This window comes from Micromonospora sp. WMMA1363 (assembly GCF_030345795.1).
GTDB lineage: Bacteria > Actinomycetota > Actinomycetes > Mycobacteriales > Micromonosporaceae > Micromonospora.
The window spans coordinates 5235689-5258007 of the sequence record NZ_JAUALB010000001.1 but is presented as its reverse complement, the minus strand read 5'-3'; the positions used below and the strand labels follow the sequence as shown (position 1 = coordinate 5258007).

Here is a 22319-nt window from a genome sequence, read left to right as displayed (position 1 = left end):
CGGATCTGACGAGGCGACCCCGCCACGGGCGGTCCAAGTGTCGCCCGCCCTGCTCGGTCGCAGCTCGGCCAGTTTCCGGTGCAGCTCGTCCACCGGGCCGGAGCCGCTGGTACCGCCCGTACACGTCGTCGAACCGCGCCCGCAGCGCGCGGTTCGCGTCCCGATCCGCGCTCTCGCCCAACGTCGCCCTCCCCCGGTCACCGTCGGTAGGGCGAACCATACCGGGCGCCACAAGGCCGTGGGGGTTCCGGTAGTTTCGACGGCGTGATCGACCGCCAGCAGGCCGAGCAGCTCGCCGCCGTGTGGGCCCGCCGCGACTCACAGCGCCTCGGCCACGAGTGCCGCCCGATCGTCGACGAGTTCGGTCTCGGATTCGCGATCCGGTCCACCGTGGCGATCGGGGTCCGCACAGTTCCCGGCGACCTGCCGACCACTGTGGTCGACAAGCGGACCGGCGAGGTGACCACCTGGCCCCGGGTGTCGGTCGAGCAGGTCGAGCGGATGTACCGGCGCAGCCGCTCCGACGGTCCGCCCGCTCCACGTACCACCGATCCGGCGGCTCAGCTGCTGCGGGAGATCCGGCGCCTACCCACGCCCACCACGGCCGCGCACCTGAGCGTCGACGGGCGGTTCTTCCGCGCCCAGGGCGCCAAGGGCGACGTCGAGCTGGACCATCATCCGCTCGTCCGGGCCTACCTGGACGAGCTACCCCCGGGCCACCTGGTGCGCGGCGGCCAGCGGCACGCCGAGCTGGTCGTGGTCTCCGACGTCCTGCATGAGTACGACCACCAACGCGCCGCCGACGGCATCGAGCCGATGGCGATGCCGGATGCGGAGACGCTGCTGGCACGGGCCCGATTCGAGGTATTCCGGGTCCGCGAGCCGGGCGACCGTTACGCCGGACGGGCCGACCGCGGCTGCGACTCCTGTCTGAACTTCCTCGTGCGCTTCAACGTCCTGCCCTGGTCGGAGCTGGCGTTCACCGCCGAGTGGCGGCCCGACCCGCAGCCGCCGCACCACCCGGGCCGGTTCCCGTCCGAAGTCGCCGACGCGCTGATGGAGGGCGGCTGGGAGGACAGCGAGTTCAACCCCGCCTTGGCGGCGGGGGCGATCCGCGAGACATCCGAGGTGCCCGGCCAAACCCACCGCCACGAGCCGTTCCCCGCCGCCCGGGCGGCGCTCACCGCCTTTCCCGCCGTGGTGAGCAGCCGGCGGGGCCCCGGCGAGGCGGTGTGGATCAGCCGGTTCACCACGAACCCGCTGCACGGCGCCCACTCCGCCGACGTGTTGGCCGATTTCGGCACCCTGATCGGTGCGCGGCTGTTCCCGTTCGGCTCCGAGTTCGGCGAGAGCATCTTCGCCGTCGACGAGCACGGTCGGGTCTTCGTGCTGGACCAGGGCGGCGAGTGGTTCCTCGGCGAGGACGTCGACGCCGCCCTGTCGACCCTCGTGCTCGGCCGGGCCCCGGCCCGCGTCCGTGACGACGGCACCTGGTGACGCGGCCCCCGGCGTCGCGAGGACCGCTAGATCCTGAGCGTCAACAGGGCCTTCGCTCACACCGCGACGTTGGTGAGGACAAGGACGCGCGGGTCGGTGTAGTCGTCCATCGCGCTGCGCACGCCCTCGCGGCCGACGCCGCTGCCCTTCATCCCGCCGTACGGCATCTGGTCAGCCCGGTACGACGGCACGTCTCCGACGATCACCCCACCGACCTCCAGGACCCGACCGGCGCGGAAGGCGGTGTCCAGGCGGTGGGTGAAGACGCCGGCCTGCAGCCCGTACGCTGAGTCGTTGACCGCCGCGAACGCGGCGTCGTCGGTCTCCGTCCGAGCGAGCACCAGCACCGGCCCGAAGACCTCCTCGACGTTCACCCTGGCGTCCTTCGGCACACCGGACAGCACGGTTGGCGAGTAGGTGGCGCCCTCCCGCCGGCCGCCGACCTCGACGGTCGCCCCCGCGGCGACAGCCTCGTCGACCCATGCCTCGACTCGGCGGGCAGCCTCCTCGGAGACCAGCGGCCCGACGTCGGTCGCCGGGTCGGCCGGATCGCCGGTCCGCAGCTCCTGCACGGCGGCGATCAATCGGGGCAGGAACCCGTCGTAGAGCCACTCGTGCACGTACACCCGCTGCACGGCGATGCAGGACTGCCCGGCCTGGTAGTTGGCGAACGTCGCGATCCGGTGCGCCGCGAAGGTCAGGTTCTCGTCGGAGTTCCAGTCCTCGCATATCACGGCCGCCGCGTTGCCACCCAGCTCCAGTGTCACGTGTTTCTCCGGCACCGACCGCCGGATGGCAGCGCCGACCGGCCCGGAGCCGGTGAACGACACCACCGGCAGCCGTGGGTCGGTGACGAGGTCGGCGGCGCGCTCGTTGGGCACGGGCAGGACCGAGAACATCCCCTCCGGCAGGTCGGTCTCGGCCAGCAGCTCGCCGAGCAGCAGGGCCGAGAGCGGGGTGGCCGGGGCCGGCTTGACGATGATCGGGGCACCGACCGCGACAGCCGGGGCGACCTTGTGCGCCACCAGGTTGAGCGGGAAGTTGAACGGCGCGATCCCCAGCACGGGACCGCGGGGCACCCGTCGGACCAGCGCGATCCGCCCGGTGGCGGCCGGATCGGTGTCGAGGCGTTGCAGCTCGCCGGAGAAGCGCCGTGCCTCCTCGGCCGCCCACCGGAACGTCGAGACGGCCCGGCCCACCTCGGCCCGCGCCCACTTGACCGGCTTGCCGTTCTCGGCGGTGATGAGCGCGGTGACCTCGTCGGCCCGCTCGGCGAGCCGGCGGGACACGTGGTCCAGTGCCGCCGCGCGCACGTGCGCCGGTAGGGCCGCGGCGGTCGCGGCCACCCTGGCGGCTGCCGCGACGGCGGCTTCGACCTGGTCCGGCGTGGCGTAGCTGGTACGCCCGACCGGACGCCCGTCGTACGGGTGATGGATGCTGAGCTCGCCCTGGCCATGGGCGGGGCGGGAAGCGACATGAATGGCTACGGACTCCACGCCAAGCAGCGTAGACGATGGGAAAGCCGACGAAAGCAGTCGCCATATTCCATATCTGGCGCGAATTCGGTAACCCACGATGACCGGCACATCGCGTTACGGCGCAACCCGCAACCCATCGATGCCTCCTGAGCCACCAGCAGAGGCTGGCGCCGGGGAGGGGTCCTCCTGGGCGCCCCTGAAGAACGGCCCTCCCAGACAGTGGCGACGGCACCCGGATGCGTGCCGTGCTGTCAGTGCACCAGTTCGACGGTGTTGCGGCGGACCAGGTTCTTGCCGGGCTCCCGGATGGCGTCCATCGCCGATGAGTTGAGCAGCACGCAGCTGCCCGACGGGCCGGTCACGCTCACCCAGGGGGCAACGGTGGTGTCCGCGAACCCCAGTCCGGTGCCCACCGCCACCGCTACCGCGGCGACCACCGCCACGCCCGCCGCCAGTACGTGCTTCCGCTGCACCGTCACGTCGTTCCTCCCTCGCCGATGGTGCGCTGTCGTGGGCGGGTACGTCGTGGAAGCGACGATCGGTTCACCGCTGTGACACCTGCGGTGAAAGGTCGCCGATGAACCGCGCCGATCACACCGGGCCGTAGCGGGTGCGTGGCGCCGCTGTCAGCAGTGCCCAGTACCGGTCGCCGTACGACCAGTGCCACCACTCGGTCGGATAGTTCACCAGCCCGGCACCGCCCAGCGCGGCCGCCAGGATCCGCCGGTTCCGCCGCGCCACCGCGGGAATGTTCTCCGCCGCGGTGAAGCAGGCATTGTGGCTGGCCTCTGGGGTCGCGTCGACAGCGGTGCCCATGTCCAGCTCGGCACCGTCCGCCCCGGCGAGGGTCAGGTCGACCGCACCGCCGGTGCGGTGCGGCGCCACCTCGACCGGGGAGACGAACTTGGTCGTTTCCCGGTGTAGCCGCTCCGCCGACCAGCCCGGGTGCCGCCGGCGCAGCTCGTCCCGGTAGCCGGTGAAGATGTCGAGCTGCGCCTGGTACGGCCGGTACCCCTCGATGATCAGCAGGCGCAGTCCCGCCGGCAACGCGCGCTGCGCGGACAGCAACCGCTCCGCCAGACCTCGCCTGACCCGGGCGTAGGCCCCGGCGGCGTCGGCCGCACGGCCGTCCAGCCACAGGTCCGGCACGCCCCGGAGGTCGACCAGCGGGTCACCGTCGTCGACGCTCCGCACCGCCGCCACCGCGGGGTGGGAGAGCAGGATCATTGGGCCGTCCCCGGGCGTACGCCCGCGGGCCGCTCCGCGTGTCGGGCGAAGGCGAGAGCGACCAGCCGGTCCACGACCTCGCGGTAGCTGACCCCGGAAGCGGCCCACACCTTCGGGTACATGGAGTGCGCGGTGAAGCCGGGCATGGTGTTGAGCTCGTTGACGTAGAGATCGCCGGTCGCCTCCTCGTAGAGGAAGTCGACCCGGGCCAGGCCCCAACCGCTGATCGCCGCGAACGCCCGCACCGACAACTCCCGGGTCCGTTCGGTCACCTCGTCGGGGAGTGGGGCGGGCACCACCATCGGGTCGGCGTCGCCGAAGTACTTCTGCTGGTAGTCGAACCAGCCGCCGGCCACGCGAACCTCGCCGACCGCCGACGCCACGGGACGCCAGCCGCCGAGCACCCCGCACTCCAGCTCCCGACCGGTCACGCCCTGCTCGACCAGCACGACCGTGTCGTGCCGCAGCGCCTGCTCGACCGCCGCCGCCAGGTCGTCCCCCTCGGCCACGCGGGAAATCCCGATGGAGGAGCCCATTCGCGCCGGCTTGACGAACAGCGGCCGACGCAGTCCGAGCACAAGCTTCTCCGGGTCGTCCACCGTCCGCCAGGTCTCCGCATCGAACGAGACCTGCGGGGTGATCGGGATTCCCTCGGCGCGCAGTGCCCGCTTCATCGCCACCTTGTCCATGCCGACGGCGGAGGCGAGAATGCCGCACCCGACGTATGGCACGTCGAGCGACTCGAGCACGCCCTGCACCACCCCGTCCTCCCCGTACGGACCGTGCAGGACCGGGAAGACCACGTCCAGTTCGGCGTGCACCGCGCCGCGCGCGTTCAACGCGGCGACGGCCGCCGTCCCCCGCCGCTGCCCGGCACGCAGTTCCACCGCCGGGCCGGTCACCGTCAGCCGGTCGTCGATGGCCCGCCCGGCCCCGGTGCCGGAGCGCAGCCCGGCGAGCACCGCGTCCGGCACGAGCCGGAAGCCGCCGGTGCGGGTGACGCCGATCGCGACCACCCGGTGACCGGCGTCGGCCAAGGCTCGGGCTACGCCGAGCGCCGAGGCGCAGGAGACCTCGTGCTCCGCCGACGGGCCACCGAACAGGACTCCGATCCGTACCGATGCCTTCACGCCGCCATCCCTTCCGCCCGCACCGTGCCGGCGAGCTGTTGGGTCACCAGCCGGGCGACCAGTTCCGCGTCGACGTTGCCGCCGGTCAGCACCACGCCGACCGTGCGGTACCGCTTCCAGGCATCGGCCGGCCCGGCCGGTCGTCCGGCATGATCCGGGACGCCGGCCGGTGCCGGGCCGGGCACCAGAGCGCTCGGATCCGCCGCCAGCCGCAGCGCGCCGGCGAGCCCGGCGGCGCCGGACGGCTCGGCGAGCACCTTCAGCTCCAGCAGGAGCAGCCGGAACGCCTCTCCGATCTGGTCGTCATCGACCCGGACGACGCCCTGGACGCGGTCGCACGCGACAGCGAACGCCAACTCACCGACGCAGGTGGGGCGGAGGCCGTCGGCGATCGTGGCCGTCGGGGCGACCGAAGTGGGCCGACCGGCGGCGAGGCTCCGGGCCAGCGAGTCGCACCCCACCGGCTCGACGCCGTACACGTCGATCGGCCTACCGGCCGCGGCCAGACACGCGCCCGCGACGCCTCCGCCGCCGCCCACCGGCACCACAAGCGCGTCCAAGGGGGTCCCCGCGCGCTCCGCCTGCTCGATCAGCTCCCGGCTGGCGCTACCCTGCCCGGCGATGACATCCGGGTGGTCGTACGCGTCGACCAGCGGATGACCCGTGGCGGAGCTGAGCCCACGAGCGGCCGTGAGGCGCTCCTCGAGCGTGGTACCGGCGAGGACGACGCGCGCCCCCGCCGCCCGGGCCCGCGCCACCTTGGTCGACGGCGCGTCGACCGGCAGGACCACGGTCGCTGCCAGGCCGTGCCGCTGGGCCGCCAGCGCCACCGCCACCGCGTGGTTTCCGGTGCTCGGGGCGACTACGCCGGTGTGCCCGGCCGCCACCAGCCGGCCCACCGCCAGCATCGCGCCGCGCGTCTTGTACGAGCCGCCGGTCTGGAGGTTCTCCGCCTTGAGCAGGATCCGGATGCCGGCCAGCCGGTCGATGGCCGGTGCGCTCAGCACGGGCGTACGTACCACCCGCCCGGCCAACCACCGAGTGGCCTCCTCGACGCGGGCGCGGTCCGGCAGGACCGGGGTATCGACAGGGGACATGGCTTCTCCTTCCGACGTCTCGCGGGTGCCACTCGTCCTTGCGGTGGGGCTGGGCACGTGGTCGTCCTCTCCGTCAATGGCGGGACCGTTTTCGGGCAGGCGGGAACGGGAGATGCCGCGCACGCGGATCCCGCTGGATGGGTGGTGTGCCGGCCGACGGCCGGGTCAGTGCGGTCCGGGTAGTTGAACGTCGACCCGCAGGCCGCCGTCGTCGCCGGGCCGGGCGGTGATGACGCCGTCGTGGGCCTGGGTGATCGAACGGGCGATGGCGAGGCCGAGTCCCGCGCCGCCACCCTGGTTCGTCCGGTCCCTCGCCAGCCGCCGGAAGGGCTCGAAGAGACCGGTGACCGCCTCGGCCGGCACGACCTGGCCGGTGTTGACCACGGTCAGTGCGGGACTGCCCCCGACGGTGACGCCGAGCCGACCGCCGGGCCGGTTGTACTTGATCGCGTTTTCGACGAGGTTGGTCACCAGGCGCTCCAGCAGCAGCCGCTCCCCCGGCACGACGCGGGGGACGAGCGAGCCGTCCACGGTCACCCCGGCCTCGGCCGCTCGGTCCCGGTACGCGGCCAGCACGGCGCGGACGATCTCGTCGAGGCGCTGTGGGGTGGTGGCGCGCAGCCCCTGATCGCTCTCGCTGAGCGCCAGCAGCCCCTCGATGAGCCGCTCGTTGCGTTCGTTGGTCTTCAACAGCTGGGCGGTCAGCAGCTCGAGCTGCTCCCCGGTGAGCGTGCGGGCCATGCCGACCTCGATCAGGGTCCGCTGGACCGCCAGCGGTGTCCGCAGCTCGTGGGAGGCGTTCGCGGCGAACTGCCGCTGCCCCTCGTAGCCGGCGGAGATGCGCTCCATCATGTCGTCGATCGCCCGGGCCAGTCCGGCCAGTTCGTCGCCACCCCGGGGGCGGATCCGGTAGCCGAGGTTCTGCGGACCGACGTTCGCGATCGGGTCGGCGAGATCGCGCACCGGGCGCAGGCACCACACCGCGACGCCCCAGATCGCGGGGATCGCGGCCACCACGAGGCCGAACAGGACCAACAGCACCGGCAGCGCCTCGAACTGGCTCCCCATCCGGCACGCCGTCTCAAGGCCGGGAACCGGCAGATCGCACGTCGCCTGAAGGGGCCACCAGACCGCAGCCAGCAGCCGCATGCTCAGGCTGGGCAGGGAGAGGCCGAGGAGCAGGGTGAGCACCCCGACCAGCATGATGCGGCGGCGCGGGCTCACTCCGGTGCCCCGATCCGGTAGCCGGCCCGGGGCACGGTGTGGATGACCGCCGGCTGGCCGAGCTTCTTGCGCAGCGTCATCACGGTCACCCGGACCGCGTTGGTGAACGGGTCGGCGAATTCGTCCCACGCCTGTTCCAGCAGGTCCTCCGCGCTGACCACCCGGCCGTTCGCGCGCATCAGCACATGCAGGACGGCGAACTCCTTCGGGCTCAGGGACATCGGCCGGCCGTCCCGGGTGGCCGCGTGTCGGGCCACGTCGAGCGCGACACCGTGCTGCTCCAGCACCGGTGGCACCGCCGGCGCGGAGCGCCGGCCGAGGGCCTGCACCCGGGCGACCAGTTCGGCGAAGGCGAACGGCTTGGTGAGGTAGTCGTCGGCGCCCAGTCCGAGACCCTCCACCCGGTCCCGGATGCCGGCGGCCGCGGTGAGCATCAGCACCCGGGTCCCGGCGTCCGCCCCGGCCAGGTTCCGGCACACCTCGTCCCCCGTGTGCCCGGGCATGTCCCGGTCCAGGACGGCCACGTCGTACCGGTTCACCGCCACCCGCTCCAGCGCGGCGTCGCCGTCGTAGCAGACGTCGACCGCCATCGACGAGCGTCGCAGCCCTTCGGCGATCGTGTCCGCCAACAACCGCTCGTCGTCCGCCACCAGCACCCGCACGATTCCGCCCCCGTGGTTCCCTCGCTGTCGGGCCTACGGTCCCAACCCGGAGTTAAGGTTTCCGTAAGCACCTGCCGTAGCCATCCTCCACGCCACCCGCTGACCGACGGATCCGGGCAATCCGAGCGCCGTTCGATCGCCCGAGTGCCCGGTGTATCCCATTCGTCCCGGCCGGCCGGGCGAACTTGGCGATCGAGGGTGATCTGGGTCACGATGGGCCCGAGGAGGTCGCCGATGGCTGAACCGTGGCTCGCCTTGGAGATCGGCGCCGATCCGGCGGAGCGGATCGCGCAGGTCGGCGCCGCCCACGAGGCGTTCCTCACCGGTGCCGTGCCACACGAGGTGCGGGAGGTGGTCCGCCGATCCTGGGAGCGGTCGGCACGGCTCGACCCGGAGACCACCCCTCCGGTCGAGCTGACCGACGACAGTCTGGCGCGCTACCGCGCGGCGCACCCGCTCGCCCGGGTGCTGCCGCTGTTCCGGGATCTGCTCGGCGGAATCGCGCAGGACGGCGCCCACCTGATGGCGGTCTGCGACGCGTACGGGCGGCTGCTCTGGGTGGAAGGGCACCCCAGGCTGCTCCGGCGGGCCGAGCGGATGAACTTCGTGCCGGGAGCCCGCTGGGACGAGCGGCACGCCGGCACCAACGCCCCCGGCACCGCTTTGGCCGTCGACCACAGCGTGCAGATCTTTGCCACCGAACACTTCATCCGGCCCGTGCAGCGCTGGACCTGCGCCGCCGCGCCCATCCACGACCCGGCCACCGGCCAGCTGCTCGGGGCGGTCGACATCACCGGCGGCGACCACCTGGCCAGCCCGCAAAGCCTCGCCCTGGTCCGGGCCACCGCCCGAGCCGCCGAGTCGTTCCTGGCCGGCGCCGCACCGCCCGAGCCCGACGTGCTGCACGTCGCCGCGCTCGGACGCGACGAGGCCGAGTTGCGGATCGGCGGCCGGCGGATCCGGCTCGGCCGCCGGCACAGCGAACTGCTGGTGATCCTGATCGACCACCCCGAGGGACGGACCGGCGAACAGCTCGGCCTCGACCTCTACGGTGACGACCGGCTGCACCCGGTCACCCTGCGTGCCGAACTGTCCCGGCTACGCCGGGCGCTGGGCGAGGACCTGCTCGACTCCCGCCCGTACCGGCTGCGGCCGACCGCGCGCGCCGACTTCCGTACCGTCACCGAGCTGCTGAAACACGGCGACCCTGCGGGGGCACTCCAGGCGTACCCGGGGCCGTTGCTGCCCGGATCGGACGCGCCTGGAGTGAACCGACTACGCCGTTTGGTCGACGGCCAACTCCGCGCGGCCGTGCTGGCCACCGCGGACGCGGGCCTCCTCTCGATCTGGACCGCGACGCCCGCCGGCGCCGACGACCTCACCGCCTGGCAGGCCCTGGCCCGGGCCTGGCCGATGGGCGCGCCCCGCCGGTCCCTCGCCGTCGCGCGCGCCCGTCAGCTCGCCGCGGAGTACGACCTGCCGCGCGCAACGTTGCTGCAACGTCCGCGAAACTAGTGTCCCCGCCGTCCACCCCTGACCGACGGCGGAGGTACCCATGACGCGTTACGACGCCCCCACCCACTGGCAGTCCCGCTACGACCACTTCATCGGCGGCGAATACGTCAAGCCACACGGCGGCCGGTACTTCGAGAACCCGACCCCGGTCACCGGGCAGACCTTCTGCGAGGTAGCCCGGGGCACCGCCGAGGACGTCGAGAAGGCCCTCGACGCCGCGCACGGCGCCGCCGACGCGTGGGGCCGCACCCCGGCTGCCGATCGGGCGCTGATCCTCAACCGGATCGCCGATCGGATGCAGGAGAACCTGGAATCCCTGGCCGTCGCCGAGACCTGGGAGAACGGCAAGCCGGTACGCGAGACCCTGGCCGCCGACCTCCCCCTCGCCATCGACCACTTCCGCTACTTCGCCGGGGCGATCCGGGCCCAGGAGGGCTCCCTCGGCGAGATCGACGACGACACCGTGGCGTACCACTTCCACGAGCCGCTCGGCGTGGTCGGGCAGATCATCCCATGGAACTTCCCGCTGCTCATGGCCGTCTGGAAGCTCGCCCCGGCACTCGCCGCCGGCAACGCCGTGGTGCTCAAGCCCGCGGAGCAGACCCCGGCGTCGATCCACTACCTGCTCTCGCTCGTCGGCGACCTGCTCCCGCCGGGAGTGGTGAACGTGGTCAACGGCTTCGGCGTCGAGGCCGGCAAGCCGCTCGCGTCCTCGCCCCGGGTGGCCAAGGTGGCCTTCACCGGGGAGACCACCACCGGGCGGCTGATCATGCAGTACGCCAGCGAGAACATCAAGCCGGTCACCCTTGAACTGGGCGGCAAGAGCCCGAACCTCTTCTTCGACGACGTGAGCGCCACCCGCGACGACTTCTTCGACAAGGCGCTCGAAGGCTTCACCATGTTCGCCCTGAACCAGGGTGAGGTGTGCACGTGCCCGTCGCGGGCGTTGATCCAGCAGGGCCACTACGCCGACTTCCTGGCGGCAGCGGTGGACCGGACCCGGGCCGTCCGCCAGGGCCACCCGCTCGACACCGAGACGATGATCGGCGCGCAGGCGTCCAACGACCAGTTGGAGAAGATCCTGTCCTACCTGGACGTCGGCCGGCAGGAGGGCGCCCGCGTGCTGGCCGGAGGGGCACGGGCCGACCTCGGCGGCGAGCTGTCCGGTGGGTACTACGTCGAGCCGACCATCTTCGAGGGTGACAACTCGATGCGGATATTCCAGGAGGAGATCTTCGGCCCGGTGGTGTCGGTGACCTCCTTCGCCGACCTCGACGACGCCGTGAAAATCGCCAACGACACCCTGTACGGGCTGGGCGCGGGCGTGTGGACGAGGGACCTCAACGCCGCATACCGGGCCGGACGGGCGATCCAGGCCGGCCGGGTCTGGACGAACTGCTACCACGCGTACCCCGCACACGCCGCGTTCGGCGGGTACAAGCAGTCCGGCATCGGCCGGGAGAACCACAAGATGATGCTGGAGCACTACCAGCAGACCAAGAACCTGTTGGTCAGCTACTCACCGACGAAGCTTGGCTTCTTCTGATGGCCGCCCACGCCGAGGTGGGGGCGTCCGGCGCGCCGGACGCCCCGGCCCCACGGCCGGCCGGTCCGGCCGGCGCGACCGCACCGCCGGCCTCACTGCGGCGTGCGGTTCCGCCTGCGTCCTCGCTCGACCCCACCAGCCCGCCGACCGTCTCGCTGACCCTCGCCGCAGCGGAGCTGATCCGGTCGCTGCGGGGTCGGCACGGGCCGCTGATGTTCCACCAGTCCGGTGGCTGCTGCGACGGCAGCGCCCCGATGTGCTACCCGGCCGGTGAGTTTCGCACCGGATCGTCCGACGTGCTCCTCGCGAGCCTGACGGTCGACGGTGTGCCGGAGCCGGTCGAATTCTGGATGTCGAGCGCCCAGTGGAACCTCTGGAAGCACACGAGGCTCACCGTGGACGTGGTTCCCGGGCGAGGCAGCGGCTTCAGCCTGGAAGCCCCCGACGGAGTCCGCTTTCTGACCCGCTCCGCCGTCCCCCAACCATGACGCTCTCACCCGCCCGCGATCATGCACTTTCAGCCGGCGACGTGTGGCGCTGTCGCCACCGCAGGGGCACAAAGTGCATGATCGCGGGACGCGACCACGGTCAGCCCTCGCAGCCGTAGCCGTTCTTGTCATGGTCGAGCCGATACGGGTCGCGGTGACACCAGGCCGACCTCGGAAGACAGACATGGAGAGCAATCAGTGACGAAGCGGAACAACGACAACGGCGAACGACGCATCACCGTCCGTGATGGCACCGGTCACGTTCCGCTCGACGACGTGGCCAAGCAGATCATCGAGCAACTCCAGGAGGACGGCCGTCGCCCGTACGCGACGATCGGCAAGGCGGTCGGGCTCTCCGAGGCCGCGGTCCGCCAGCGGGTCCAACGCCTGCTCGACGCCGGGGTCATGCAGATCGTCGCGGTGACCGACCCACTCCAACTGGGATTCCCCCGGCAGGCCATGATCGGCCTACGCACGAACGGCGACCTGGAGGCGGTGGCCGACCGGCTCGCCGAGCTGGCGGAGGTCGATTACGTGGTCATCACCGCGGGCTCGTTCGACCTGCTCATCGAGGTGGTCTGCCGCAACGACGACCATCTGCTGGAGATCCTGCAACGACTGCGCACGGTCGAGGGCGTGCTGTCGACCGAGGCGTTCGTCTACCTCAAGCTGCGCAAGCAGACCTACACCTGGGGCACCGCCTGACGGCAGCCATCTGCGGGCTGTCCCGCCGGCACGGTGGACGCCCAGCCACCCATCAACGGTATGCGGATTCCATCGAATAACCGACAATCGACTGCTGAATTCGTCTCCCAAACTCGCTCTTGCAACCGATATCACTTGCCAAGCGGCATCCGGCTGTGGGATAACCGTGGGCAGAGCGGCCGGTGAACCCCTGACCGGCCCGAAACCCGATGGGGCTGACATGGCCAACGCCACCGACCACCTCTGGATGCACTTCACCCGGATGGCGAGCTACGCCGCCGGCGAGGTGCCGACCATCGTGCGCGGCGAGGGCGCGTACGTCTGGGACAGTCAGGGTCGTCGCTACCTGGACGGGCTCGCGGGGCTCTTCGTCGTCAACGCCGGCCACGGCCGCGCCGAGCTGGCCGAGGCCGCCGCCACGCAGGCCGGCGAGCTGGCGTACTTTCCACTGTGGTCGTACGCCCACCCGACGGCCGTCGAGCTGGCCGAAAGGATCTCCGCGCTGACGCCGGGCGACCTCAACCGGATCTTCTTCACCACCGGCGGCTCCGAAGCCGTCGAGGCGGCATGGAAGCTTGCTCGGGCGTACTACAAACGGACCGGCAAGCCGACCAAGCACAAGGTGGTCAGCCGATACATCGCGTACCACGGCACCTCGATGGGCGCGCTGTCGATCACCGGCCTGCCCGGGATCAAGAGCGATTTCGAGCCGCTGGTTCCCGGCGGCATCAAGGTGCCGAACACCAACTTCTACCGCGCCCCCGAGCACGGCGACGACCCCGCGGCGTTCGGCAGCTGGGCCGCCGAGGAGATCGGCCGCGCCATCGAGCGGGAAGGCCCGGACACGGTCGCCGCCGTCTTCCTGGAGCCGGTGCAGAACTCCGGCGGCTGCTTCCCACCACCGCCCGGCTACTTCGAACGGGTCCGCGAGATCTGCGACGCGTACGACGTGCTGCTCGTCTCCGACGAGGTGATCTGCTCGTGGGGTCGGCTCGGCGAGTACTTCGGCGCGGTCCGCTACGGCTACCAGCCCGACATCATCACCACCGCCAAGGGCATCACCTCCGGGTACGCCCCGCTCGGTGCGATGATCGCCAGCGACCGGCTGATGGAGCCGTTCCTGACCGAGACCGGCATGTTCGCCCACGGAGTGACCTTCGGTGGGCACCCGGTCTCCTGCGCGGTGGCCCTGGCCAACCTGGAGGTCTTCGCCCGCGAGGATCTGATCGGGCACGTACGGGCCAACGAGGCGGCGTTCCGCGTCACCCTGGAGAAGCTGCACGATCTGCCGATCGTCGGCGACATCCGCGGCGACGGGTACTTCTACGGCATCGAGCTGGTCAAGGACAAGGCGACGAGGGAGACGTTTGACGAGGCGGAGTCCGAGCGGCTGCTGCGCGGCTTCCTCTCCGCCGCGCTGTTCCACGCCGGCCTCTACTGCCGGGCGGACGACCGGGGCGACCCGGTGGTGCAGCTCGCGCCACCGCTGATCGCCGCGCAGCGGCAGTTCGACGAGATGGAGCAGATCCTCCGAGCCGTGCTCACCGAGGCCTGGTCCCGGCTGTAGAGCCCGGCCGGGCGGCCCCGATCCGAGCGAGACGTCTCGAGCGACCAGGGCTGTCCGGGTAGGTCACCGGGTATGGGAAACGACCAGGGCTGCCCGGAAGGTCACGGGGTGGGGGGAATGACGCGGAGGTGGCCCCGGCGACCGGTCGGGGCGTTCGCCGGGGTGCCCTGGTCGTCCTCCGGAGGACGTGGCGTCACCGGACGGGCCGCCTCGCGAACCGCCTCGGCCAGCGCGACCAGGTCGTCGGCGCTGGGCGGGGGCGGCTCGAACTCGCCCTCGTGCCGGACCACATCCCAGCCACGCGGCGCGGTCAGGCTGCGGGCGTGCGGCTCGCACAGGTCGTACGTGTGGGGCTCGGCGAAGGCGGCCAGCGGACCCACCACGGCGGTGGACTCGTGGTAGACGTAGGTCAACGTGGCGACCGCTTGCCGGGGGCAGCCGTTTCGGGTGCAGCGCCGTGGTGACCTCACGGCGGCAGGGTATCTCCATTACCGGCTCCGGCGCACCGGTTCGCGTTGCGACACGCCCATCGTGGTGATCACAATTCGACCGGTCGAAACCCGCCGCGCCAGCGAGGCGGCACTGCGGCAGGCCGACCCCGGTCGAGGACTACGCTGTGCGTCATGGGAAGCCCGGAACACCGTCGCCCCGGCTCCGGCCGGCGCGCACGCCGCGACCGGCACGGCCGTGGCCTGCGCGGGCGGTTGGTGCCGGCGACGGTTCCACTGGCACGCACCAAGGCGGAGATCTTCGACGATTTGGTGCTGGACACGGTGGAGACCCTCGAGCGGAGGTTCGCCAAGGAACTGGCCGGTGTCGAGTTCGCCGTCGAGGACGTACCGCCGGATCTCAACGTCTACGACTCCGACGTCCTGGAGGACGGCGAGGTACCGCTCGCCCGGTTGCTCCCGGGCCGGCCGGGCCGGCAGGAGATACCCCCGCGGATCGTCCTTTACCGCCGCCCGCTGGAGTTCCGGGCCATGGACCGGGAGGATCTCGCCGATCTCGTCCACGACGTCATCATCGAGCAGGTGGCGAACCTGCTCGGCGTGGACCCGGACGAGTTGGCCTGAGATTCGCTGGCAGAGAGCCGCGACGGCTGCCGCGCGATCCGGGACGGCTCGCGTCGGCCGGCCGGACCGTGGCGGCCCCCACCGGCCTCGGCCCCCGAGGTCAGGCAGCGCGCCGCTTGAGCTTGCGCCGCTCCCGCTCGGAGAGGCCGCCCCAGATACCGAACCGTTCGTCGTGGCCGAGCGCGTATTCGAGGCACTCGGTCTTGACCTCGCAGCGCGAGCAGATCCGCTTCGCCTCGCGGGTCGAGCCGCCCTTCTCGGGAAAGAACGCCTCCGGGTCGGTCTGCGAGCACAGTGCCCGCTCCTGCCACTCCGGCGCGTTTCCGAGCAGGTCGGCCGCCTCAAGCTGGCCGTCCATCAGTTGCCTCCTTGTCGCGCACCGGCGTCATCGCCGCTGCAACCCCCACGCGAAAGGCGTGCTGTCCGTCCGGTACCGAGCTACTTGTCGGTCTCTTGCCGATTTGTAGAGTTCGGTGCGAACAACCCCATTCAAATTACACGCGTGTAATGCGTGCGCCGTCAAGCCGAACTTGATAATGGAGTCGTCCTCCCGACACCCCTCCGGACGGCCATCCGACCACCCGGCCTCGCAACCTGCCCTATCGATTCAGACCCCGGCCGAGTAACGCCCTCTCCGGCGAGTTGCCGGAGTTTTCTCCCGTGGCGTTCATCGTCGATCCGACACCCGCATGGTTGATCTTGGCGGGGCCCAAGGTTAACGCGCCCGCGCACCAGCCGCCCGCCGGGCGGCCAAACGCCGCCAGCACCCTGTCCACATTGTGGATAGGGCGCTGGCGGCAGGAACGGTGAAGAAGCTACCTGACCCCCCTCGGGACACTGGTCGGCCAGGCAAATTCGGCGACCGCCCCACCCCGGACGTCGACCGTGCCGGCCGGCCTACTATCGTCCCACCAGACGGTATAGCGGCCGGACGGCAGGTCCGGATAGACGGCACTGTGGAAGGCGCCGTCCTGGACCCGCCGCTCCCGCACCGCCGAATGGGTGCGGGGCGCGTCAGGCCGACTGATCTCGATCTCGCGGCCGCGCAGATCCTGTCCGGTGTAGATGATCAGGGCACCGATCCCACCACCCAGGTCGAGGACGACACTCCCCCGCTCCGACGGTCCGTAGGCGTGCTCGTGCGCGTGCATCTCCGCTCCCCGGAACTCAGGCGGCCGAATCGGCCGACGGGTTGCTGAAACCGTCGTACGGCGTTCCCAGAAAGGGAAAGGTGGCGAGGAACGGCGCCGTCACGTCCGCGGCGCTGAGCCCCGGCGTGACCGTCGCGGCCGCCGCATCCGGCCGGAACGTCCGGTCCACCAGCGGCACGGTCAACCCGGCGATCGCCCGCAGCGAGATGCTCACCACGTCGTCGGCGACCCGCCGGCCGTTCGGGAACCCGGCGAGGTCGCCACCCAGGACGCCGAACCGGTCCGGCCGGCGGCTCGGCGGGATCGCCGTGTTCAGCCGCAGCATGTCGGCCTGGATCTCGCCGGTGGTGTTGGTGAAGCCGTCGATCAGCCCTGCCGGAATGCCGGTCAGCAGAATCGCCACCAGGTCAGCGCGGGCCTTCTTCGCCTTGTTGAGCCGGTCGAGGTTCGGGAAGACATCCGGGTAGAGCGCCGTCAGCAGGGTGGCCAGTTCCGGCTGCTCGACGAACCCCGCGAACCGCTTGTCCTCGGTGGGCGGCAGCGCGTTCCAGAGGTCCTTTTGGGCCATCGGCACGATGACCTCGTTGAACAACGGGTTGCCAAGCCGGGAGACCTGTGTGAAGGGCCCGGCCGGAATGTCCGCGGCGCCCCCGTCGCCGAACACCCGGACCTGCCGCCGGGACGCGGTCGTCCACACGCCGATCACCGAGGCGGCGTCGGTGACGCCGTATCGGTTGGCGCGCCGGCGCACCTTGGTGAACGGGATCTGCACCGCGATGCTGTGCGCGTTCATCCGGTCGGTGGCGTTCACCGGCTCACCCTCGCCCTTGAAGATCTTCTTACCGGCCACGTGAAGCTGTTGGAACGGCCGCAGCGTCCCCAGGTCGAAGATGGCACCGAGGTCGACGAAGAATCCGTCGGCCCGTTGCCCGGCAAACACGCGCTCCCCCGTGGACAGCGTGTACGTGGCCTGGCGGGCCAGGTCGGCGTACTTCGGGGTGGACAACGGCCCCACGTTGCACGGCGGGCAGGGCAGCTTGTGCGCGAGCCGGTGCTCCCGCCCGTCGGCGATACGCGTCAGGCTGTAGAACTGCCGGCGGTTCCAGTTCGGGCTGTCCAGCGAATCGATCGGCCCACTGTTGTAGAGGAAGCTCTTCGGATTCGTGATCTCGGTGGTGAATTCGAAGCGGTAGCTGACGTCCGCCAGCCCGTCACCGTCGTTGTCGATGTGGATCTCGTAGCGCACGTCGTCGCCGAACTCGAAGAAGTTCGGGCCGCCGGACGGCAGCTGCAGCGGCACGTAGTTCGCGATCACCGTCACTGAGTCGGGGCGGTCGGGGCTGACGAACGCGTACAGGTCGGAGCTGTCGGCGACCGGATCCTTGGCGATCTCCGGTGCCTCGCGGTGCGAAGACATGACGGACCAAACCTCACTGTGTGGGGAAAGGAGCTACGGGGCGTCCCGGCACCGAGCCGGGACGTGCGGACCGGCTCGGCACCGGACACAACGGCGCGCGGACCGGCTCAGCGCCGCGTGGAAGAGCGACCCGGTTCAGCGCCGTGCGGCACGGCGCAACCGGTCCGCCAGGCCACGGTCGCGTACCTCGATGCGCGATGTGCCGACGAAGACGTCCATCGTGCCGGTGGCGGCGTCGCGCAGGTGGACGACGATCGGGTCGTCCGCGCCCCCAGCAGTGCCGGACGCGTTCTGCTGCGCGGCGGACAGGCCCGGCACGGTGAGGGCGGCGGCGCCCAACGTAGCGCTCGCGGCCGCGGTCAGCGTCTGCCGGCGGGTCAGTCGCGGCCAGGGCCGCTTGACGTCCGTCGGGGCACCTCGCAGCGGCCAGGGCGAGCCCAGCCAACGTCCGGGGGCGGCGGTCGGTCCGGACACGACATCGGTATCCGGAGCGAACTCCGCCTCGCCGGATCGCCGGCTGGGCTCAGCCTCGCCCGCCCCTGGGACTCCCGACGGACTCTTGGGCTGATCACTGGGCATGGGCAACCTTTCCGGCGGCGGGCTGATACGCCCGCGGTGACCGATGCGGGTCCGGGCCGGCGAACGCCCCGCCCCGCGGAGGGGTCGCCGGCGGCGGTCCTCGCCGTAACCACCGCCGGCATGCTCTGGTACGGCCGGCGGCGGGGAAAGGTTCGACGGCACAATGTGCCCAGTCGTGGTGGTCGCGGAGCACACGTCCGTCGGCAAGGGGCGGGGATGCGAATACCGGCGTCGTATCCGCAGCTCCCGACAGTGCCGAGGGGTGACGGCCGGTCCCGCGCAGGTCGGTCGGCTGCCCGGAACCGCCCTACGAGCGGTGACCGTACGCGGTCGTCCGTTTGCGTACCGGTCGCCCCGCCGCCGCCGCGATGGCGGTCAACTGCTCCTCGGTCCGGGCCGAGCCGTTGCCGGAGCCGGCCATCCGGGAGATCGTCTCCTCCATCAACGTGCCACCCAGGTCGTTGCAGCCACTGCGCAGCATCTCCGCCGTGCCCTCGTCGCCCAGCTTGACCCACGAGCATTGGATGTTGTCGACGCGGCCGTGCAGGAGCAGCCGGGACATCGCGTGCACCACCCGGTTCTCCCGCCAGGTCGGCCCCGGACGGGCGATGCCGGCCAGGTAGATCGGGGCGTTGGTGTGCACGAACGGCAGCGCCACGAACTCGGTGAAACCGCCCGTGCGGTCCTGCACTCCGGCCAGGACGCGGAAGTGCGCGAGCCACTGGGCGGGGTGGTCGACGTGCCCGTACATCATCGTGGAGCTGGACCGGATGCCCAGCTCGTGGGCCGTGCCGACCACCTCGACCCAGGCTGCCGTGGGCAGCTTGCCCTTCGTGAGCACCCAGCGCACCTCGTCGTCGAGGATCTCGGCAGCCGTGCCGGGAATGGTGTCCAGGCCGGCCTCGCGCAGCCCGGTCAGCCACTCCCGCACCGGCACGCCGGCCTTGGCCGCGGCGGTGACGATTTCCATCGGGGAGAACGCGTGCACGTGCATCCCCGGCACCCGCGCCTTGATCGCGCGCACCAGATCGGGATAGATCGTCACCGGCAGCTTCGGATCGATGCCACCTTGGAGGCAGACCTCGCTGGCGCCGGCGGCCCACGCCTCCTCCGCCCGGTCGGCGACCTGGTCCACCGAGAGGCGGTACGCGTCGACGTCCCGCTCGCGCTGCGCGAAAGCGCAGAATCGGCAGCCCACGTAGCAGACGTTGGTGAAGTTGATGTTGCGGTTGACCACGTATGTCACATCATCGCCGACCGCGTCACGGCGGACGTCGTCGGCGATCCGGCACAAGTTGTCCAACGCCGCGCCGTCGGCGGCGAACAGCGCGAGCGCCGCGTCGGCGTGCCGGGCTTCCAGCAACGCCGCCGGATCGTCGGCGGCCAGCCGCAACCCGGCCCGCAGGTCGTGGTCGCCGGCGCCGGCGGTCGCCCCGGCGGTCACCTTGCCGGCGACCGCCGACCAGTCGCCGTAGACGTGGTCGAAGTCGCCACGCCGGTCAGCCGTGCGGCCGGTGGTGTCGATGGTGGCGTGCAGATCGGTCCGGCCGCCGTACGTCTCGTCCGGCTCCTGCCACGGCCGGCCGACCGGCCGGCCGTGCTCCACCGCCAATCCGGTGGCCGGGTCGGCCAGCGCGGAGACATGTGGCAACAGGCGCGGGTCGAGCCACGGGTCGCCGGCCCGCACGTACTCCGGATAGATGGTCAATCGCTCACGTAGGGTAAACCCAGCCTTCTCGGTGTGCCGGGCCAGCTCGTCGATCTGCGGCCACGGGCGCTCCGGATTCACATGGTCCGGAGTCAGCGGGGAGACCCCGCCCCAGTCATCGATGCCCGCGCTCAACAGCAGGTCGTACTCGCCGGCGATGAGGTTCGGCGGGGCCTGGATGCGGGCCCTCGGACCGAGTAGCACCCGGGCCACGGCCACGGTGGCGGCGAGGTCGCGCAACTCCGCGTCCGGCATCCCGCGCATCGCGGTGTCCGGCTTGGCGCGGAAATTCTGCACGATCACCTCCTGGAGGTGGCCGTACTCCCGATGGGCGTGCCGGATCGCGAACAGCGCGTCGACCCGCTCGGCGGACGTCTCACCGATGCCGATCAGGATGCCGGTGGTGAACGGCACATTCACCCGACCGGCGTCGTCGAGGACCCGGAGCCGCACGGCCGGCTCCTTGTCCGGCGAGCCGAAGTGCGGGCCACCCGGCTCGGACCACAGGCGGGTCGCGGTCGTCTCCAGCATCATCCCCATGCTCGGCGCGACCGGCTTCAGCCGTTGCAACTCCGACCAGGAGAGCACACCCGGGTTGAGGTGCGGCAACAGTCCGGTCTCTTCCAGTACGGTCACCGCGCAGGAACGCAGGTAGTCCAACGTGGAGTCGTACCCGCGCTCGTCGAGCCACCGCCGGGCCGCCGGCCACCGCTCCTCCGGCCGGTCGCCGAGGGTGAACAACGCCTCCTTGCAGCCCAGCTCCGCGCCCTGCCGGGCGATCGTCAGGACCTCGTCGCGGTCGAGAAAGGGCGCCGGGAGCCGGTGCGGCACGGTGGCGAAGGTGCAGTAGTGGCACCGGTCCCGGCAGAGTCGGGTGAGCGGAATGAAGACCTTCTTCGAGTACGTGACCACGCCCGGCCGCCCGGCCTCGCGCAACCCGGCGTCCCGGATCGCCCCGGCGACCCGCAGCAGCTCGTCGAACGCGTCGCCCCGCGCGCCGAGCAGCGCGGTGGCCTCGTCGGCGTCGAGCGGACGCCCGGAAGCGGCCCGGCGCACTGCCCGCCGAACGCTCGCCTCGGTCGGACCCGGCTCAGTGCGATCAATCATCCGCTCAGCGTAGGCGTTCCGCACCCCGGCTCGCTCGACCCGATCCGCCGCGACGGGACACCCACCGTCCGCGCCCCGGCTTCGGCGGCGTCCCGACCCGGTTCCCGACCCGGGCATACGCTCACCGGAACGGCGGCGTCCCGAACGCCCGTTCGGGCCGACCGGTCAGCCGTCGGACGGGTTGATGCGCTGCGTGCGCTGCGGATCGTCGTCGCCGGGCAGCACCTGGGTCTCGGCCGGCTGCCGCGGGACCGCCTGGGTCTCGGCCGGCTGCCGCGGGACCGCCTGGGTCTCGGCCGGCTGCCGCGGGACCGCCTGGGTGGGGTCGGCCGATGGGGGCTGTCCGAACGGCGGCGCGGTCGGTCCAGCCGCCGGAACGGAGCGCGGCGTGGCGGCGGCCGGCGGCGCCGGGTTCGCCGGCGGGGCGGAGTGCGGTGCACCGGGGAACGGCGCGGCGGGCGAGCCGTCATGCGGCGCTGCGTACCGCGTCGGCCCGGCCCAGCCATCGGACTGACCGAAGCCGGTCTGACCAGCGGGCTGGCCGGGCTGGGACGGCCAGCCCGGCTGAGGCGTGCCGTACAGGCCGGGCTGTGGCTTGGGCTTCGGCACGTGATAGAGCGTGCGCCAGATCCGGTAGACGGCGTACCCGGCGATCCCGAGGACGGCCAGCCAGGCCAGGCGCGTGAGCGTGCCGAGGAAGGCGTCCACCACCTCTCCCCCGGCGAGGCGGCCGAGAGACCAGATCAGGAAGGTCAGCCCGCCGAGGACGGCACTGGCGGCGTACTCGCCGGCGGCCACCTGGACGACCAGCTTCGCCCGCGGCACGACCGGCCGCAGATGGGTGGCGAGCAGTACCGCCAGCAGCGGGAGGGCCACCGCCTCGACGCCGACGAACGCGGAGAACCCGCTGCCCGCGCGCGAGGTGAAGGTGCCATACCCGGTGGGCGTCAACAGCCGGATCAGGCCGACGAACACCAGGACGGCGTTCGCGCCGAGAAGCACGAACGCGGCCGGTTCACGCAGCGGCCGGGTCAGCTGGCTGGCCGGCGTCGGGTCGGTGGACGCCGGCTCGGCGGGGCTGCTCACGGAGTCCCCCTGGGGTGGAATTGAACGGATGCCGACGTGAGCCTAGTCTCCCGGGTGGGCGG

The 22319-nt window shown here is 71.7% G+C and carries 21 protein-coding genes; 7 read left to right on the top strand and 14 right to left on the bottom strand.

What is annotated here, in order from left to right; translation table 11 throughout:
• Positions 1-264: 264 nt before the first annotated feature.
• Positions 265-1497, top strand: coding sequence for an SUKH-3 domain-containing protein (locus tag QTQ03_RS24525; protein ID WP_289280100.1), 1233 nt, complete (start codon positions 265-267; stop codon positions 1495-1497).
• A gap of 56 nt (positions 1498-1553) precedes the next feature.
• On the opposite strand, the gene QTQ03_RS24520 is transcribed toward QTQ03_RS24525, so the two are convergent.
• The 7 genes from QTQ03_RS24520 to QTQ03_RS24490 all read right to left on the bottom strand — a co-directional run bounded on the left by QTQ03_RS24520 (position 1554) and on the right by QTQ03_RS24490 (position 8315).
• Positions 1554-2993 carry an aldehyde dehydrogenase family protein gene (locus QTQ03_RS24520; protein WP_289280099.1) on the bottom strand — a complete coding sequence of 480 codons (1440 nt, stop codon included), beginning with the start codon at positions 2991-2993 and terminating at the stop codon, positions 1554-1556.
• Between the two features lie 233 nt (positions 2994-3226).
• The gene (locus tag QTQ03_RS24515; protein WP_289280098.1) at positions 3227-3454 is read right to left on the bottom strand and encodes a hypothetical protein; all 228 of its coding nucleotides are present in this window, start codon (positions 3452-3454) and stop codon (positions 3227-3229) included.
• Between the two features lie 112 nt (positions 3455-3566).
• Positions 3567-4202, bottom strand: coding sequence for a M15 family metallopeptidase (locus QTQ03_RS24510; RefSeq protein ID WP_289280097.1), 636 nt, complete (start codon positions 4200-4202; stop codon positions 3567-3569).
• The gene (locus tag QTQ03_RS24505; RefSeq protein ID WP_289280096.1) at positions 4199-5332 is read right to left on the bottom strand and encodes a D-alanine--D-alanine ligase family protein; all 1134 of its coding nucleotides are present in this window, start codon (positions 5330-5332) and stop codon (positions 4199-4201) included. The genes QTQ03_RS24510 and QTQ03_RS24505 overlap by 4 nt, the downstream gene beginning before the upstream one ends.
• On the bottom strand, positions 5329-6429 hold the full coding sequence (locus tag QTQ03_RS24500; RefSeq protein WP_289280095.1) for a threonine ammonia-lyase: 1101 nt from the start codon (positions 6427-6429) through the stop codon (positions 5329-5331). Before QTQ03_RS24500 ends, QTQ03_RS24505 begins: the two co-directional genes overlap by 4 nt.
• 165 nt (positions 6430-6594) lie before the next feature.
• Entirely contained in the window at positions 6595-7653 is a 1059-nt protein-coding gene (locus QTQ03_RS24495; protein WP_289280094.1) for a sensor histidine kinase, read from the bottom strand.
• Entirely contained in the window at positions 7650-8315 is a 666-nt protein-coding gene (locus tag QTQ03_RS24490; protein ID WP_289280093.1) for a response regulator transcription factor, read from the bottom strand. Before QTQ03_RS24490 ends, QTQ03_RS24495 begins: the two co-directional genes overlap by 4 nt.
• A gap of 234 nt (positions 8316-8549) precedes the next feature.
• On the opposite strand from QTQ03_RS24490, the gene QTQ03_RS24485 reads away from it, so the two are divergent.
• The 5 genes from QTQ03_RS24485 (at position 8550) to QTQ03_RS24465 (ending at position 14136) form a co-directional block, all read left to right on the top strand.
• Positions 8550-9830, top strand: coding sequence for a GAF domain-containing protein (locus tag QTQ03_RS24485; protein ID WP_289280092.1), 1281 nt, complete (start codon positions 8550-8552; stop codon positions 9828-9830).
• Between the two features lie 40 nt (positions 9831-9870).
• Positions 9871-11376, top strand: coding sequence for an aldehyde dehydrogenase (adh, locus tag QTQ03_RS24480; protein ID WP_289280091.1), 1506 nt, complete (start codon positions 9871-9873; stop codon positions 11374-11376).
• 95 nt (positions 11377-11471) lie between these two features.
• A complete protein-coding gene (locus tag QTQ03_RS24475; RefSeq protein WP_289280969.1) occupies positions 11472-11864 on the top strand; it encodes a DUF779 domain-containing protein in 393 nt (130 codons plus the stop codon).
• Between the two features lie 198 nt (positions 11865-12062).
• On the top strand, positions 12063-12569 hold the full coding sequence (locus QTQ03_RS24470) for an Lrp/AsnC family transcriptional regulator (protein ID WP_289280090.1): 507 nt from the start codon (positions 12063-12065) through the stop codon (positions 12567-12569).
• Between the two features lie 220 nt (positions 12570-12789).
• The gene (locus QTQ03_RS24465; protein ID WP_289280089.1) at positions 12790-14136 is read left to right on the top strand and encodes an aspartate aminotransferase family protein; all 1347 of its coding nucleotides are present in this window, start codon (positions 12790-12792) and stop codon (positions 14134-14136) included.
• Positions 14137-14237: 101 nt separating this feature from the next.
• Here QTQ03_RS24465 and QTQ03_RS24460 read toward each other — a convergent pair whose 3' ends face one another.
• The gene (locus QTQ03_RS24460; protein WP_289280088.1) at positions 14238-14606 is read right to left on the bottom strand and encodes a DUF3499 domain-containing protein; all 369 of its coding nucleotides are present in this window, start codon (positions 14604-14606) and stop codon (positions 14238-14240) included.
• Between the two features lie 153 nt (positions 14607-14759).
• Between QTQ03_RS24460 and QTQ03_RS24455 the strand changes: the two genes are divergently transcribed.
• A complete protein-coding gene (locus QTQ03_RS24455; RefSeq protein ID WP_289280087.1) occupies positions 14760-15209 on the top strand; it encodes a metallopeptidase family protein in 450 nt (149 codons plus the stop codon).
• Between the two features lie 100 nt (positions 15210-15309).
• Here QTQ03_RS24455 and QTQ03_RS24450 read toward each other — a convergent pair whose 3' ends face one another.
• The 6 genes from QTQ03_RS24450 to QTQ03_RS24425 form a co-directional block, all read right to left on the bottom strand.
• Positions 15310-15567: a WhiB family transcriptional regulator gene (locus tag QTQ03_RS24450; RefSeq protein ID WP_013731688.1), complete on the bottom strand. Its 258-nt coding sequence runs from the start codon at positions 15565-15567 to the stop codon at positions 15310-15312.
• A 457-nt stretch (positions 15568-16024) separates the two neighbouring features.
• A complete protein-coding gene (locus tag QTQ03_RS24445) occupies positions 16025-16360 on the bottom strand; it encodes a phospholipase (RefSeq protein ID WP_289280086.1) in 336 nt (111 codons plus the stop codon).
• A gap of 16 nt (positions 16361-16376) precedes the next feature.
• Complete coding sequence (locus tag QTQ03_RS24440; protein WP_289280085.1) at positions 16377-17777, bottom strand: DUF4331 domain-containing protein; 1401 nt, start codon at positions 17775-17777, stop codon at positions 16377-16379.
• A gap of 135 nt (positions 17778-17912) precedes the next feature.
• Positions 17913-18251: a hypothetical protein gene (locus tag QTQ03_RS24435; protein WP_289280084.1), complete on the bottom strand. Its 339-nt coding sequence runs from the start codon at positions 18249-18251 to the stop codon at positions 17913-17915.
• Positions 18252-18663: 412 nt separating this feature from the next.
• Positions 18664-21171 (bottom strand): bifunctional FO biosynthesis protein CofGH, encoded by a 2508-nt coding sequence (locus QTQ03_RS24430; RefSeq protein WP_289280083.1) that lies wholly within the window; start codon positions 21169-21171, stop codon positions 18664-18666.
• 165 nt (positions 21172-21336) lie between these two features.
• Positions 21337-22257, bottom strand: a complete 921-nt coding sequence (locus tag QTQ03_RS24425; protein ID WP_289280082.1) for a hypothetical protein — start codon at positions 22255-22257, stop codon at positions 21337-21339.
• Between the last annotated feature and the right edge of the window lie 62 nt (positions 22258-22319).